At 47.7% G+C, this 15,515-nt stretch carries 13 protein-coding genes and 1 pseudogene; 4 read left to right on the forward strand and 10 right to left on the reverse strand.

Annotation, left to right across the window (positions count from 1 at the left end; translation table 11 throughout):
• Both Q0991_RS12215 and Q0991_RS12220 read left to right on the forward strand, forming a co-directional pair.
• On the forward strand, positions 1 to 673 hold a 673-nt coding region (locus Q0991_RS12215), incomplete at its 5' end, for a hypothetical protein (RefSeq protein ID WP_299488883.1).
• Positions 674 to 826: 153 nt separating this feature from the next.
• On the forward strand, positions 827 to 2,971 hold the full coding sequence (locus tag Q0991_RS12220; protein WP_299488884.1) for an NACHT domain-containing protein: 2,145 nt from the start codon (positions 827 to 829) through the stop codon (positions 2,969 to 2,971).
• A 41-nt stretch (positions 2,972 to 3,012) separates the two neighbouring features.
• On the opposite strand, the gene Q0991_RS12225 is transcribed toward Q0991_RS12220, so the two are convergent.
• The 3 genes from Q0991_RS12225 to Q0991_RS12235 form a co-directional block, all read right to left on the reverse strand.
• Positions 3,013 to 3,294 carry a hypothetical protein gene (locus tag Q0991_RS12225; protein ID WP_299488885.1) on the reverse strand — a complete coding sequence of 94 codons (282 nt, stop codon included), beginning with the start codon at positions 3,292 to 3,294 and terminating at the stop codon, positions 3,013 to 3,015.
• A 499-nt stretch (positions 3,295 to 3,793) separates the two neighbouring features.
• Positions 3,794 to 4,426 (reverse strand): hypothetical protein, encoded by a 633-nt coding sequence (locus Q0991_RS12230; protein WP_299488887.1) that lies wholly within the window; start codon positions 4,424 to 4,426, stop codon positions 3,794 to 3,796.
• Positions 4,407 to 4,805: a hypothetical protein gene (locus tag Q0991_RS12235; protein ID WP_299488889.1), complete on the reverse strand. Its 399-nt coding sequence runs from the start codon at positions 4,803 to 4,805 to the stop codon at positions 4,407 to 4,409. The genes Q0991_RS12230 and Q0991_RS12235 overlap by 20 nt, the downstream gene beginning before the upstream one ends.
• Positions 4,806 to 4,829: 24 nt before the next feature.
• On the opposite strand from Q0991_RS12235, the gene Q0991_RS12240 reads away from it, so the two are divergent.
• Together Q0991_RS12240 and mobF are read left to right on the forward strand one after the other, a co-directional pair.
• Positions 4,830 to 4,997: a hypothetical protein gene (locus tag Q0991_RS12240; RefSeq protein ID WP_299488891.1), complete on the forward strand. Its 168-nt coding sequence runs from the start codon at positions 4,830 to 4,832 to the stop codon at positions 4,995 to 4,997.
• Between the two features lie 363 nt (positions 4,998 to 5,360).
• Positions 5,361 to 7,334, forward strand: coding sequence for a MobF family relaxase (gene mobF, locus Q0991_RS12245; protein WP_299488894.1), 1,974 nt, complete (start codon positions 5,361 to 5,363; stop codon positions 7,332 to 7,334).
• 121 nt (positions 7,335 to 7,455) lie between these two features.
• Here the strand turns inward: mobF and Q0991_RS12250 are convergent, their stop codons facing one another.
• The 7 genes and pseudogenes from Q0991_RS12250 to Q0991_RS12280 all read right to left on the reverse strand — a co-directional run.
• A complete protein-coding gene (locus tag Q0991_RS12250) occupies positions 7,456 to 11,097 on the reverse strand; it encodes an NACHT domain-containing protein (protein WP_299488897.1) in 3,642 nt (1,213 codons plus the stop codon).
• Between the two features lie 285 nt (positions 11,098 to 11,382).
• A complete protein-coding gene (locus Q0991_RS12255) occupies positions 11,383 to 11,763 on the reverse strand; it encodes a hypothetical protein (RefSeq protein ID WP_299488900.1) in 381 nt (126 codons plus the stop codon).
• The gene (locus Q0991_RS12260) at positions 11,753 to 13,420 is read right to left on the reverse strand and encodes a TraM recognition domain-containing protein (RefSeq protein WP_299488903.1); all 1,668 of its coding nucleotides are present in this window, start codon (positions 13,418 to 13,420) and stop codon (positions 11,753 to 11,755) included. Before Q0991_RS12260 ends, Q0991_RS12255 begins: the two co-directional genes overlap by 11 nt.
• A gap of 3 nt (positions 13,421 to 13,423) precedes the next feature.
• A complete protein-coding gene (locus Q0991_RS12265) occupies positions 13,424 to 13,882 on the reverse strand; it encodes a hypothetical protein (RefSeq protein ID WP_299488906.1) in 459 nt (152 codons plus the stop codon).
• A gap of 234 nt (positions 13,883 to 14,116) precedes the next feature.
• Positions 14,117 to 14,578, reverse strand: coding sequence for an ester cyclase (locus tag Q0991_RS12270; RefSeq protein WP_299488909.1), 462 nt, complete (start codon positions 14,576 to 14,578; stop codon positions 14,117 to 14,119).
• Positions 14,579 to 14,647: 69 nt separating this feature from the next.
• Positions 14,648 to 15,226: a Crp/Fnr family transcriptional regulator gene (locus tag Q0991_RS12275; RefSeq protein ID WP_299488912.1), complete on the reverse strand. Its 579-nt coding sequence runs from the start codon at positions 15,224 to 15,226 to the stop codon at positions 14,648 to 14,650.
• A 100-nt stretch (positions 15,227 to 15,326) separates the two neighbouring features.
• Positions 15,327 to 15,515 (reverse strand): annotated as a pseudogene (locus tag Q0991_RS12280) (hypothetical protein); the annotation flags it as partial.

The following is a 15,515-nucleotide window of genomic DNA, read 5'->3' on the forward strand; positions in this document are numbered from 1 at the left end:
CAAAAACTTCGAAGCCTGCACACGCAACGCCCTCACCATCGCGGCTCGTCAGGCCCTAGGACTGGCGGAAGATGCCAAGCTACGGAAGCATCTCATCATCACCTACCTGCCCGAGAACGTTCGGAAGCGGGACGGTGAGGATGCAGATACCACTTCTGAGCTGTGCCAATTCGCCCAGCAATTAAAGGATGGCTCAGTGAACCTCCGGGAGACGGAGCATTGCATCCGACTCGCTGAAATCCTAGACCTGGATAATACGCAGATGGCGAAGAAAGCAGCCAAACCCGAGAAGAAGGCCAAGGGCTTAACTCGGATGCAGAAGGCGGTCTACGGACTGCTGAAGCAAGCTGCAATGGGGGATGCCGTGGGGGTCGCCGCAGCCTATGAGACGGCTTTAGTCTGCAACCTGAAGAATATCGCTGGGATTCTCACAACTGGCGAGACTCTGAAGGGAAAACAGGATGAAGTCGGTGCTCTCGTGGATGAGGTCTGCGGTTTGGCGGGTGTTCAGTACAAGGATACTGAAGGGGTTGAGCAATACCTCATCAGTTTGTACCCCAGCTATGCCTCAGATATTGGGGGTGCCTTTGAATGGCACACGGCGAAAGCCTGGAGTACGGCTCGGTACAACATCGACCAGTACCTCCAGTCCAGGCAAGAGCAGGCTGCGTAATCTTTACCGAAATCTCCCCTCCGATCCTTCATTGGGTTGGAGGGGGTTCTTTTTTGTGTGTATTCCTGAATTAAAGCCAAGGAATCAATGGGGACAACTGAATTCAATTGATAATCAAAGTTAAGGTCAATATTCTCGGGGTATCAAGGGACAGTGGCACTTGAAGTAAAGGCACTAGAAACTGCTGTAACTGGAATTGTAGGGATTGGTGTCAAAGTCTTTGGTGAATTCCTAGCGGAAGATCCTCTTAAAACCACAAAACAACAGATATACAACTGGTCTGAAAGCTACGTAAAAAATTATCTGAAGCGCCACAGTCAGATCCAAATATTAGGAATGTCCCAGGCCATATCCTTAGATGATATCTACACCAATGTCAGGATGTTAGATGCTGAAACTATCAAAAGTTTAGAAAGTGTTGAAGGGCTAGAGCAGTTATATCGAGAGGCCAATCAAAGAGGTTTTGGGAAGAAAGCATTGGCTAAACAGAAGGGTATAGCGGTTGCGAACACAGAACAATATCTTTGTGTATTGGGAGGTCCGGGAATTGGGAAAACAACCTACTTGCGTAAGGTGGGATTGGAAGCTCTTCTTAGAAAAGTGGGGAGTTACGGGCATGAGAAAATTCCCGTATTTTTAGAGCTAAAGCGATTTCGAGACCCAAACTTAAATATCGAAAAATCTATTGTAGAAGAGTTTGAGACCTGCGGATTTCCAAATCCTGAAAAATTTACTGAACACGCTCTCAAATCAGGAGACTTGCTTATCCTTTTGGATGGCCTTGATGAGGTGCCCAGCGACAATTTCAATCAAGTTGTTCAGGCCATTAAGGATTTTTCAGACCGATACTCTGAAAATCGATTTATCACTTCCTGTCGCATCGCTGCTTATCACACCTACTTCACGGGATTTAAAACTGTTGCCATTGCAGAATTCGACGATGATCAGATTTTTGATTTCATCAAAAACTGGTTTCAGGCCGATCCGAATCCTCAGTTGACCCCAGAGAAAAAGGCAGAATATGCAAACACGATTTGGGAGCAGCTCAAAACATCTGAAAGCATTGGTACAAAGGAACTATCACAAACTCCATTGCTGCTGACGTTCGTCTGTTTGGTCTTTCGCCAAAAAAAGACAATTATCGACAATCGGGCCAAACTCTATGCCAAGGCTCTAGACATCTTATTGGAAGAATGGGCCAAGTCAAAATTGCTGGAGGAAAACTGGGAAATCTATCAAGACCTCAGCGTAGAATTAGAAAAAGATATGTTGGCATCAATTGCTTATGTTGGGTTTGAGGAAGACAAGCTATTTTTTGAAAAAGATGAATTAGCTGAGCAAATTACTGCCTTTTTGACTGATAACCTCAATGCTCCAAAACATTTGGATGCTAATAAAGTCATTGATGCGATCGCAGTTCAGCAAGGGATTTTTATCGAGCGGGCCACCGATATCTATTCCTTTTCTCACTTAACGCTTCAAGAGTATCTTTGCGCCGAGTACATCAGGGAATGGGATTTGACAGGTAAATTAGTAAAAAATCATGCTAACGATGAGCGTTGGAGGGAAGTATTTTTCCTTATTACAGGTTTGAAGGGGCGGGCTGCGATCAGCCTCTTGGAAAAACTGGAAGGACAAACTCAAGAGTTATCTGAACATCCCAACGTAAAGAGATTGCTAGCTTGGGTCAAGGTTAAGACATCTTCTGCAGCCAGTGACTATTCTGGTGAAATTAAACGAGTATTTACCCTAATACTAATTTTTGACCTTGCCATCGCCATCGCCCACGCCCTCGATCTTGACAGAGCCATTGCCCTTGCCCGCGACCGCGACCTCACCCGCGACCTTGCCCGTGACCTTGCTCGCGACCTTGCCCGCGACCGCGACCTTGCCAGCCCCCTCGCTCGCGCCAGCGCCCGCGACAGCGCCCTTGCCCGCGACAGCGTCAGCGCCCGTGACCTTGCCCGCGACCGCGCCTGCGTCAGCACTAAGTTTGCCCTAGACAAGCAACTCATTACAGATGTTGATTTTCAACCCCTCATCTCATATCTAGAAAACTCATTAGAAGCATCAAATAGTTCAGCCGAAAAACTCACCTCGATAATCTGCTCGTCCCTGGATATCTCTCCAGAATTCTTTGATCTATCCAAAGATGATGTTCAAGTGTTCACCAACTACCTCTCCACTTGCCAGCTCATGATTGATTGCAGCAAACAAGCCAGTGGACTTTCAGCGCAACAGTGGGAGGCCATCAAGCAGCGGATGTTCTCACCCCCTCAGTCTGGAACTTCTATTTGATGGCTGGAATGGCGTTCTAGAATAGTCATTTATGATTCCGCTTAGTCAACATTTGTATCCCAAACCTCCACAATCCCATCAATGATTCCCCTCGCATAATTTTGGGATTCACTTTCAGGAACATCATCATCAAATTCACCATGACTAATCAGTATTTGAACCTGGTCGATGTTCAGACAGGCTTCGTAGGGGGCTATCTTCGATGAGGTTTCCGACGCCTGGAATATCTCGTGAATCTTAACGAAAATTTCGTGACTTAGAAGGGCGTTAGCCCTGGCGACTGCATAGGCTTTGCCAATATCAGTCCATGATTGTTGCGACACCTCAAGCCCCCACTCCAGTCGCTAGATAATCTGCTGTTTTAGCTCTCGTTGGGTCAACGTATCCCCCAGTAGCAAGTTGGAAAACTACTGAGGGATAGGGATGCCCCGAAGAGGTGGAACGCGCCTAGTCAGTAAACCCCGGAGAGGAGTGTCTATCCGGGGCGAAAGACTGTCACTTGTTAAAGCGATAGCTTACCTCTGATTACAGCTTGCCAATCCAATGTAAAGAAGCCGTAAAAACCTCTGTCAGTCAGATTTTTGGGTAGCCTAATACTACTGAATCCTCTCTGTTTGAAGAGTTGTTAGCGAATATCATGGCTTCATCACTTCATCTGTTTTGGAACAAAAACTTTGCCGTCAACCCTCCCCAATTCACACAAGGACCCAGCCTGGTCACAGACTATTCCAGTGCCTGTGTTCCTGCCAATGAAATAGCCTGCAATTAAACCGACAGCAAGGCATATGAGCATCAGAGTCATGTCCTGCCATCGGTCCCGGTTCAGCTTGACCTTGAGCCGTTCTGTTCGTGTGAGCGTCGTGCGTTCTCCACGACCTGATTGAGGATGTCGTCTACCTGCTGATCCGTGACGAGGGGTTCGGGCTGATAGTCGTTTCCCAACTTCCCCAGGCCATCGTTTAGCCCCCGGTAGAATGCCCCATCCACGACCTTGGCTGCGAGTTCCTGGTTATGCTGAATCCTGCCTTCCATCCCTTGAGCAATTTGCAAGCCCGCTGCATAGGACCGTTGGGCGGGGGTAGCTAGGTTGTGCGCTGGATTGTTGCCTGTATGGTTACCCGTGTGGTTGTCTGTATGGTTACCTGCAACCATATCGCTCGATTGCACGGAAGTTAATGCAGAGCTGTCTTGTTCAAAGGCAGCATTCACGCTTTCTTTGCGCTCCTCCCAAGCCTGGTTCAATGCATCGTAGTCTGTGATTTCGCCACTATCGACCCAGCTACGGACAGTGCCGATGCAGTATGCGGTCTGGGGCTTGAACTTTGTGCCATTCGGTTTTAAACCCATTGCCTTGAGAGTGTTGCCTAACTCCTCGTCTGCATTGTCGATGCCGTGGAAAAATTGTTCTAAGAGTTGTGCTCGGGTGATGGCATCACTATTGGATTTCGTCGTCATCGTCAATTATCTCCGCATTAATTTGTTGGACTGAGGGTATGGCCTGGATTGGCCCGTTTGAGTTTACGGTTTGGTGGCCGTTATCACCCTGTTTTTTGGCCTCAAGCTTTGCCCTTTTCTCAGACCTCTTACGTGCCTTGGTAATGTCCCTGAAGTAATTGCTCAAAGTGTGACCTTTGATGTCGATGCCATTTTTGTTTAGGACTTGGGCGATTGAGCCAAAGGTGTGGCCGTCATTCAGGAGTGATGCGATGTCTTCATACATTTCTTCGACGGCTATTCTGCGGCTAATGTCCTCCGGTTCATTCGGTGGTGGGACATTCTGTAAGGCTTCTTTGACGTCAGCCAAGATGCTGCGTTTTAACTTTTGCTTAGACATGACTCCTCCGTGATTTATATCGCTATGAGAGTCTACGGATGTGTCTGGGTTGGTGTCGGGGTAGTGACCGTGCTCGTGTCTGGAGTCATTCCTGGGAGTGCCGAACAGGAGTCCACGGATATGTCTGGGATGATGTCCTTGGTTGTTCGGGGGGCATGCTCGGGAGTTCCGTATGCTCAAGTGGAGGGGTGATGCAACGGGAATGCGGAGAGAATGCGGAGAGGGATTTATGAGTGCTTGGTGCTGAGATGGGACGGGAATGTGGCGGGGGATGGTTTCAGTGTGTGGCGGGAGTGGGAAGAGTGGGGATTTGCTGAGGCATAAACTGCATGATACTTATGCCTGTGGATACCAATGCAATTTTCAATCCATCAACAAAGTAATCGTCAGAACGACAACAAGGGCATTTTCAACCCAATAAAAAAGTAATCGTCAAAACGATATACGAACCAACAACAAGGCGAATTACGAAGTGGATAGAAAACGGATAGCAAAACGACTTACAGAACAACTAGCAATGAAGTAACTGAGCAACTAGCAATCTGGGTAACCACCATGATTTCCAACTCAAAAGTTTCAGGCCGAGGATTGGGACATTACCACACTCGTGAGGACGGACAAGAAGCTCCGGGTCATTGGCTTGGTCAGGGTGCAAAAGAAATTGGATTGAAAGGAGAAGTCAAGCGACAAGAGCTAGAGGCAGTGGCGCATGGGAAAGCACCCAATGGTATGAGGCTAAAGGCCAAACGCTCTCAATGGAGACAAGGCAGCTATCGCAATGCCCATCGTGCAGGTACAGACGCAACTTTCAGCCCACCAAAATCTGCATCAATCATCGCATTAGTCGGTAATGACAAACGAGTGATTGAAGCTCATGAACATGCAGTATTAGACACATTGAAGGAGATAGAAGAAACCTGCTCAATTGCCAAGGTACGAACGGGGGGCACTCGTCGGAATGAAGTCACTGGCAAACTGATTATCGCCAAGTTCGACCATCGCACCACTCGACCGAACGATCAGGGCATACCGATGCCTCAGATTCACAGTCATAGTCTCATTTTCAACTCAACAAAGTGCAAGGATGGCAAATGGAGAAGTTTGGAGAACTGGAAGTTCTTCAGAACGGATAAAAAGCGATTGCGTCGGCACTATATCAACGGATTAGGGGAACGACTCAAAGAGTTCGGCTACCGAATCAACTATGAACGGGATGGACTCCTCTTCACCATTGAGGGCATCACTAGAGAACAGGAACTAGCCTACTCCGAACGGACGAAGGCAATGGAACAAGAAATGGGTAAAAGTGCCAATGGTGTGAGCTACAAAAAAGGTAGATTCGCAGCACTGAAGACGCGAAACCCCAAGGTGCCATTTGAGCATGAGCGGGTGCATGAGAAATGGAGAGAGATTGCATCACGTGAAGGCATAGCCTTTGATAGAGTCCCTGGCTTAGTTCGTACACCCAAGGAGATACCCCTACCTGCACGGGTCAGGCTTGAACTGAAGTGTCTGCAAATCTCCCATCGCATTAAAGCTCAAGTAAGAAGAATGCATGAGGTCTGGGATAAAACTCATGGAAAGGTCGATATCAGTCAGTACAGTGAAGCTGACTTGATGAAGTTACTCCAACCGAAACATCTCAGTGATAAACACTGGAATGAATTAGTGGTTGAGAGCAGCATCGAACCTGCAATCGCCAGTGCATCCTTTGAGACAGTTCCAGGTGAAGATGCCATTGAATTGGTCTTGGGTAAAAAACTGGAGTCTCTGGGGGGCCATGCCCAGCAGTACGTCACCAAATCCGTCGAAAGCTTACTGGAAAACTACAAGCATCTGGAGGATGGCGGCTTATGGTGTCCAGGCAGTGGAGAATATGGGCAACTCAAGCCTGAAACTCCCAGGAAGGATGAGAAGGGCAAGACGATTAAGTATGAAAATCCCCCAGGTGTGCCATTAGGGGTGATGCTCCCGGAAGGTCCGGGGATCAACTGGGATGAGATTCGGCGCAACGTCAATATTCCCGTGGGGATTACGGAGGGGAAGAAGAAAGCGGCGAGTGCATCATCTCGGGGGCTGAATACGATTGCTCTGTCTGGGATGAATGGGGGGTTAAAGAATGGGGACTTGAGGGAGGACTTGAAGGGGTTCGACTGGAAGGGTCGCAAGGTCTACCTCGTGTTGGACAAGGATCCAAGTCATAAGCTGAAGACGCTTCGGGATGGGGCAAGGGAGCTGTATAAGCTGGGGGCAATGTTGGATTACTATGGCGCGGATGTGGTGATCGGGACGATTCCCGGCAAGCTCAAGGAGAAGGTGGGCCTGGATGACCACTTCGCTAAGGGGAGGACGCTAACGGATCTGAAGTGGCGCACGGTGGATGATTTTGGGATGAACTCTCCGTATCTGACGCAGAAATATCGGGACCATAACAAGGAGCGGATGGAGCGGGGGTATAGCGTCTATGACAATCCCATCGTGAGGGACGATGGGACGAGGAATGATCTGGATTTTGGGTTGGAGCGGTGAGGGATGGTGTTCGGGAATGTATTCGTTAGGAGAATCTTTTCTTAGAGGTGCCCTTTGTCTGAATCTTGCTCATGTACCGTAGATATAGTAGCTGCTAGTCAAGTAGATTGACAGGTAGCTATCAACTAGCTGGTTTATCTCCTAAGATGCCGTAAAGAGGATTACGTGCTTGGCGATCGCGATATTGCCCCCATTTCCAAAGAATCGTACATAATCCTAAAATAACCAATTCAATCAGAATAACCATGAACAAAGAATGACTATTCTCGGACAGTACACTCATCATAGTTACAGTGGCGAACCATGTGGTGATGGGTAACCAACAGAAGAAAGGGAAGGCAAAAATGGCTGTAAACCTTAGCCAACTTTGTCTTGGAGGATCATTCCTGCTCAATAATTCTATGCCATAGCCACTAAGCCAAGCCAAAGCCACACCCACAATCCCAACCCTAGCCAAAGCCACACCCAAAGCCAAAGCCCCAACCACAGTCATAACCCCAAACAAAGCCCTAGCCACAGTCATTTTCTCAGCCCCAGACACACCCAAAGCCAAAGCCCCAACCACAGTCATAACCCCAAACAAAGCCTTAGCCACAGTCCTTTTATCAGCTCCAACCATACCCAAAGCCAAAGCCCCAAGCAAAGCCACACTCACAGCCATACTCACAGCCACACTCACAGCCACAGACCTATATAAAGTTTCCCCGCCCCCCAAAATTAAGCCATCTTGCCAGAAGAGTTGGAACTCATTCCAGAAAGTCATAGGCCCTTGGAGCCCAACTCGCATAAATACATTCGGTTCTAGACGACCTTCAATACCCAGCAATAGAAATACCCAAAAAGTAAATATAATTAGGACAAACCACCCCACCAACAATGAATCTGGATTAGTCTGTAAGGCAATTACGACTCCCCAAAGCGCGAACAAAGACATTAAAAAGGCGGTAATAAGGGTAAGATAGTAATGCCATCCTTTCTTAAAGTCATACTCTAGATATTGATACAGAGAACGCCAGTCATTTGGTGCAAGTTCACGATTAGTGTTGATGAGACGCACGAGGAGATCCAACTGCTGTCTGGGATTCAAACTCGATAAGGTATAGTTCCAGCTCGTAAGAGAGGTTAAAGTGTGCTCAGATTTCCGGTTTGGAGATATTTCTACTCTTGCCTTTAGTAGCAGAGCCTCCACCTCCTTGCGAGTAGCTTTAACCAGGTCATGGGTCATTTCAGGCTGTTCAAGCAAAAACTCAGCTCGATCGGTTAAAGAGTTTGGTATCTGATTCCTATCCAAAATCTCAATCGTACAGAGCGGAATAGCTAGACGAGGATCTAGTAATGGCACTGGTCTCGGAATTTGCACCAAGTCTCCATACCCTATCTGGTAAGCTATCCGACCCGCGACGATAGGTAAGGTCGATTCAGAAGTGGTTGGGAAAGGACTCCATATCCAGTCCACCCTAAGGGCTTGACGTTGGCTTTCATTTAGGGTGTATTTTTCAAGAGCTTTCTCAATGGGCGTGTCAGCGATCAGCATCCCCAAATACCACGCAGCCCGAGTCGCTTTGCAACTATCTTCATTCCATAGCCAATGTACTAATGCCATAGCTGCTTCTGGAGTAGCGATTTCGGCGAGGTCTGACATAGCCTCTTTCCAAACATCATCGTCTTTGATCCAGTGGGCTAATGCTGGGACTGCCAAATTTCCCATACGGACCAACGGTTCTCTCAGATTCAAGGCATCAGTCTTGTACTGCTGGGACAACTCAGGAACTGCTTTGGATAGATTTGTCCAGGACAGGGCATTAGCAGCACCCTGACGTCTCTCCAAATTGTTTTGTTCACATGCTAAAGTGTCGGCTAAAAATTGAAATACGGCATCTCCTCGAGTTCGAGAGTTTGACGCTACAGTACCAAATGCCTGGGCAATCGTGTCTTCTCCCCCAGCTTGGGTCAGTTGGCTCTTAAATTGGCCAATAATTCTCTCTGCTTCTGCTTCTTGCACGCTTAGGGCATCAGCAAGGCACTCAAACCCTGTAATCGCGTCTTGTTGATAAATTGAAGTAATGAGGTTGGTACTATCACTGGATAAACCACACCAAAGCTTGACCACTTCCCGCCAAGTCCCTGGCTCTGCCCAAAATCGTTGGATAAGTTCAGCCTCTTTTTCCTTTAAGGCTTCTGCAGCAAAATATTCTTGTAGCGTCAGATGGGCAAACTGATAGTTTTCCCCACCATCTAAACGGAGTAAAAGGCCACTGCGCTCGACAATTTCACGCGAAATCGGTTGAGTGTCTTGTTCAGAGTTGCGATTGAGATTTGGTAGCACTGATCCGAGTTGTTCAAGCAATTCACTGTACTTTATACTGCGAAGATTATTCTGAGCTGACCCACTTCGCTTTTGATTAAAAAGGGCTAGGTGCTTCAAGACGGCATGTTTTTCAGTAGCCTCATACTTGTTATGCTCTTTTTGCCACTGCCCTAGAAGAAAGCGAGTTGACTCCTCGTAAAATCTAGCTCGGGAATAGGGCAACTCAATTCCTTCTGAATAAAGAAAGGCAATGATAGTAAGTAGCAGTGGATTACGTGCCAAAGCCATGATCCGAGGCCGATCACTTAAGGTTTGCAGCAGTTCCTTCAGCGATCCCTCGGGGGGCATTTTCTCCTCCCATGCCCCCAGAAAACGGCGAATTTGCTGATCACTAAACTCGATAACGTCCAACCGTTTATCAGTTATCGGTGGATCAAATTGACCACTATAGACCATAGTGCGGCACGATATGACCGCTCGACAGTCTCGATAGGTCTCCAGTAAATCCTTGATGCATGCCACAACCTGAGGTCGCGCATTGCTACTTACTTCGTCTAAACCATCCAGAAGCAGCATCAATTTTCCTTGATTGAGTTGCTGACGCACAAAGCTATTTGCTTTAGGCCAACCATGCAGATTAAAAACCTGCACAAGTTCCAGAATTAAATCTTCTTGCGTCAGATCAGCTTTTTTGAGTCGATTCAATTCCAACAACACTAATACTGGTCGCCCTGGCAACAAAAGCTGTCCTTGGGCATAGGAAAAGAATAGATACCGCAAAAGCATAGTTTTCCCAGAACCCGGTGCACCAGTCACCATCAAGCGCGAATAGTCCCTGACTGCTTGCGCTGCATCCAAGCCTGCTTTGACACCTTGATTAGGCTGTTTAATGCTGTCCTTAGACACTTTGAGGGCCACATAGATCTGGTCCATAGGCAAAGGACTGTATGGTCTAAAAGGGATGAAAACCTGGCTATACTTATCAATTACAGTCCGCTGGTATCTTCTCAGGGCAAGGTTGTGCAAGAGAGGATTACCTGCTAGTCGTTGGAATAACCACTCCCAAACCTTTGTAAATCTTTTTTTGATCTGATCCTTAAAAGTCGTCCCTAAAACGCCTACTATGAGGCTAATCAACATCGCCCACTCTTTCGGAAACTTGTTAAAGGCTTTCTCTAGAAGGCTTTTAGAGGGCTTTAGACGGTCATATTCTGTTTCATAAATCTCCTCAATCTCAATCGGGGTCAACCCCACTGGATTATTCCGGTAGGTATTAAGAATCCGATCAGTTTGAGCCTCCCCCTTCTTGGCATGACGAGCTGCATGCTGCTTGATCCAAGTCTCTAATTCCTGCCGATCCTTCGGTTGACGTGCGTTGCTTGGAAGGATAGTTCCAATGAGAATGGTCCAAGCTAACCCCAAAGCAAATAGAGTTACCAGCAGGCGCTTACCCAATTTTGGCCTCGGTCTATGGCGAAAGGCACAAATCTTATCAGTGAATACCCGCGAGACTGACTTGATCTGATGATACAAACGATACCAACTAAAAATGGCATGCTTTAACATCAGGTAATACCTTCATATCATTAACCAAGTATTTTGACTCAAAAAAAGATTTTTTCGGACTTAGCAGCCCATTTTAATATTTTTTTAAGGGTGAGCCTTCTGAAACTCTTTACCCGTCCTCAATAACAGTAAAAGATTCATCAATAACAGTATTAATACCCTCGGCTCATACCACTAAGGCCGCCGCAAGTGCGGATATCGCCCCCAGTAACGACGCATGGCCTCATCCTTTAGTGCTTTGAGCTTAGCTTTTTCCTCAAGCTCCTTGTTAATCCGTCTTTGCCTTTCAGCCTCCCTCTTAGCCTGTACCTCCGACGTATTCAAACACCAATCACTCAACAGTGGTGCATACTTCGCCGTCTTCTTGATGCAGCTTTTCTTTGACCTCATCCCTAACTTGTACTCAAAGGCTGCTTGAATACCTTCACCACAGTACGTCACGACGATAATGGGAATGACCAACATCAGGGTATAGGTCACGATTTGGGCGTAGATTCCCATACCAGGGATTCGGGACCGTGTGACTACAAAGTACTCGTATCTTCTATAACTCATCGTCTTCAGACTCCTCTTTCTTTTTGAGGGGTAACATCTCGGCTGCATATTTCGTTCGTAACCGGATGTCTTCCTGAGCGTACGGTTTGGATTGACTCGCCGAGATCAGCTCAGGCTGCATATGGGTTTCCCACCGCTGCTCCGATAGCTGAATGATTTTCTGGTTTTTCTCAGGGACTCGGATCCTTCGCTTGACAGGGATAAATGCCTCCGTCTTTGTCTCAAAGCCAGGTGACACCATTAGAGCCGTCCCTTGGGGCATCCGATTGATTTCCGTGGCTTCTAACGCCAGTTTCACCTTGACCTGATCCGAGACATTGCTGGAGCTGCCCCCTTTGTTTCTCCCTCGGGATTTGAGGGTGTAATCCACCTCAACATCCCCCGTCCACTTCGCCATCTGATGAGCCACGTTGATGTTGTTGGGGTTCATAAAGGCTTTGGTCGGAGAACCCGTATAGATAATCTCTGCCCCTTCTTTGCCATACCGCTCAATCAACTGGTGGACGGACTGAAAGCCCAAGATGCCACAGAACCCGTCCTCTCTCCCTTCACTCAGCCAGTTCTTGATTTTCGGCAAGGTCAAAGCGGGCAGCTCATCACAAAAGAAGGCCAGGGGTGTTTCCCTCGGTTGGGTGAGATTATGCTCGATGATGGCATGGGCGAACATACCAATGGAAGGCGATAGCACCTCTTTATAGGCCCGGTTAAGGCCAATAATCAGCATTTGTTTGGGGCCGACATCAAGGGGGACGGTAGTTTTGCCGATAATCGAGGGTAAGAACTCCAGTGCCGTCATCTTGTCTAGGAGCTGGAGACAGGTGGAGAGGAGAGCCGTAAACTGTCTAGCGTTGCGCTGGGCGGCTATGACTTGCCCAAACATGGCAAAGATGGAGGGGGGAATCTTATCTCTGTTGTCCTTGAGTCGTTGGGGTAGATCATCGAGAGACAGCATGGCCCTCAAGGTGAGGATATCGGCATACTTCCAGGTCTTGATCAGGCACAGTCCCGCCGCTAGGGTCTGGGTGCTGGCATCGTCCCAGAACTTATCCCCTTCACTTTGGACTTTGGATTGCACCATATTGAGCTTGGCGACCTTGATAATTTCCTCAGCTCGGATGGTATCGATGGGGGACCGTAGTAGGTCAACGGGGTTAAGGGTGCCCGTCTCTGGGAAGGTGGGAGCTAAAACCCCGACCTCATAGCCACATCGTTTGGCATAGTCAGCTATCCTGGCCGTCTGTTTGGGGTATTTGAAATCAACCATCACACAGCCCCAACCTTGGAAGACGACGGAGAGCATGAACTGATTAAAGAAGGTGAAGGTTTTACCGCTGTCGGGTCCACCCTCGACCAAGATTCCAGGCAATACCCGTCGGAACCAGATGGTGTCTTTGGATTCTGGGTCACCTAGCCAGAGAACGGACTTGTTCAAGGTGGTGGCGACTTCTTTGATGCCTTGTCTCCTAGCCCGGTCCAAGATGGCTTGGTCCCCCACGCCTCCCTTGGCGAGTTTCTTCTTTTTGCCCTGGTAGTTTTTGGCAATGATGGCAACCAGGACTAGAAAGCCGAGGAGGATAAAGTCTGGGGCATTCTGTCTAAACCATTTCGATTCAAAGAAGGTCGGTTGTTGGGCTGACGTGGTGGCATTAGTATCCATATACTATCTCCCATCTCTGCCCTCACGTTCTAGGGTCTTCTCATGGTTGCGATGGATGCTAGCGGCCTCAGACCGGGTGATATCGTTGGCTTGCACAAATCCTTTTCTCAGTTCTAGGGCTGGCTTTTCCTGACCGTTACGAGTGAGCCTGACATTTCGAGCATTCTTGCTCTCGATGGTGAAGTTTTTGCCTTTGAACACATAGCGGCCATCGGTCAGTCGTTTACCGTTCTGTTTGTTGATTTCATGGAGCTTGCGGCCTAGCTCTCTGGGTTTGCGACTGAAACGGGTGTTGTCCTTATCCTTAGCCTTATCGTCCTTACCTTTGCCATCCTTTCCCTTGTTGTCTTTCTGGGGAGGAAAAGCATTAGCTAGAAGACCGAATACGATCTGATTCATTTCTCTAGCTAATTCACTGGCTTCATGCTTTTTGACGGCGGTGTAATCGTCTGAGTTGGGCATGATGGATCCTCATAGAGTGCTGTTTGAGGATACGGGTTCCGTGAAATCATCCCCTTAAAGCCACTGAATGAGGGGATTGTGTTGCTAGAAAAGGTCATTATCAATTGGTAAATCACCTTTGAGTCTGACCCATACTAAAACTCATACCTAAATACTATTGCGCTGAATTCTGCCTTGAGTGGAATAGCTGAACCCTTGATTCCATCCGCCAAATATCTGATTAAATTGGGTCGATTATCGCGACACCAGACTTTTAAGGATGGGGAGAATAAGCTTTGGACCTGGGAAGAAGACAATACCGAGCTGCTTCATCATGCTCAGCGTGTCACCTTGTCCCCAATGTTCTATCACTTTCCCGTCAGCAATCCGATCAATGTGGACGACTGTGAAGCGAACGGATCGGCCAGATGCAGGAATCCCCATCAGCTCTCCTTGATGAGTACCGCTAAAGGTTCCACGGGTGAAGACTTTATCCCCTTCAGCAATTGCTTCATCTAAAACATGGCATCCATCGGGAAATGCGGTAAACATCATGGCCCCATATGCCATCACTGCGTCGATACCTTCAATGGGTTGTTCATCCAGACCCCGCGCGATGATATCGGCAGATATCAATTCTCTCCCTTTCTCAATATCTTGTTGGTCAAACACCTCATAGAATTTCAAGGCTATGGCTTTGTTCTGTTCTAGGGTCATTGTTGTTCTCAGCAGGATTCGTTATTTGGACAACATACAGTTGCTGGTGACCCGTGACATTGATCTGGGTTAAGAACGCCTTGTCTGAATTCTGCGCTTCAATCGACTCAATGATTCGGGTTCAATCCCGAGATAGGAGGCAAGATAGTGCTGTGGGATTCGTCTCAAGAGTGCAGGTTCAGTGTTGATGAACTTCAGGTAACGTTGTTCCGCTGAATCTCGATAAAGGGTCAGTAAACGATCCCGTAGCCCAAATGCCAAATCTTCTACGACTAGCCGTAGGAGCTTCTGTCCATTAGGCAAAGCTTCCAACACTTCTAGGGCTTGATTATTGATCATTAACACTGATGAATCTTCAACGGCTTGGCACGACAAACAAGCGGGTTGATGGCGTCGCATACTCTCGTAGTCCCCTAGTGTCTGTTGCTCAGGGTGAAAGAATAAGGTGATTTCTTTGCCCTCTTTAAGAAAGAAGCTTCTCAAGCAGCCTGTTTTGGTGATACCAACAGCGTTACAGATATCCCCCTCGTGAAATAAGTAGTCTCCTCTATCCACCTGCTTGGTTTCTAGGAATGGATCGACTAATGCTACATCAACTGGGCATTGAGGATAAAACTTTCGGATAAAGGATCCTAACCATTCATACATCTTGAGACTAAGCGGATCTGAAGAATCAAGGCTAAACACATTATTTCAGATTCACTCAATCCTGTTCTAAGGTCCATATTAGTAAAGAACCATTGGGTGTCTATGGGACGTTAGCGATAGCCGCCGCATTGATACCCTCTAGCTTGCTGGGATCCGGGAGATGATCCAAGGGATTTAGATTGCGGCTTTCACAGCGTTTAAGATGAATCGCCGTGGCATCCAAGGCCAAGTCAATGGGTAGATAGCGCATAAAGTACTCACGGGTCTGCTGCTCCGTGGGGTTATTGGC

Source organism: Acaryochloris sp. IP29b_bin.137 (assembly GCF_028285745.1).
Classification (GTDB): Bacteria; Cyanobacteriota; Cyanobacteriia; order Thermosynechococcales; family Thermosynechococcaceae; genus Acaryochloris.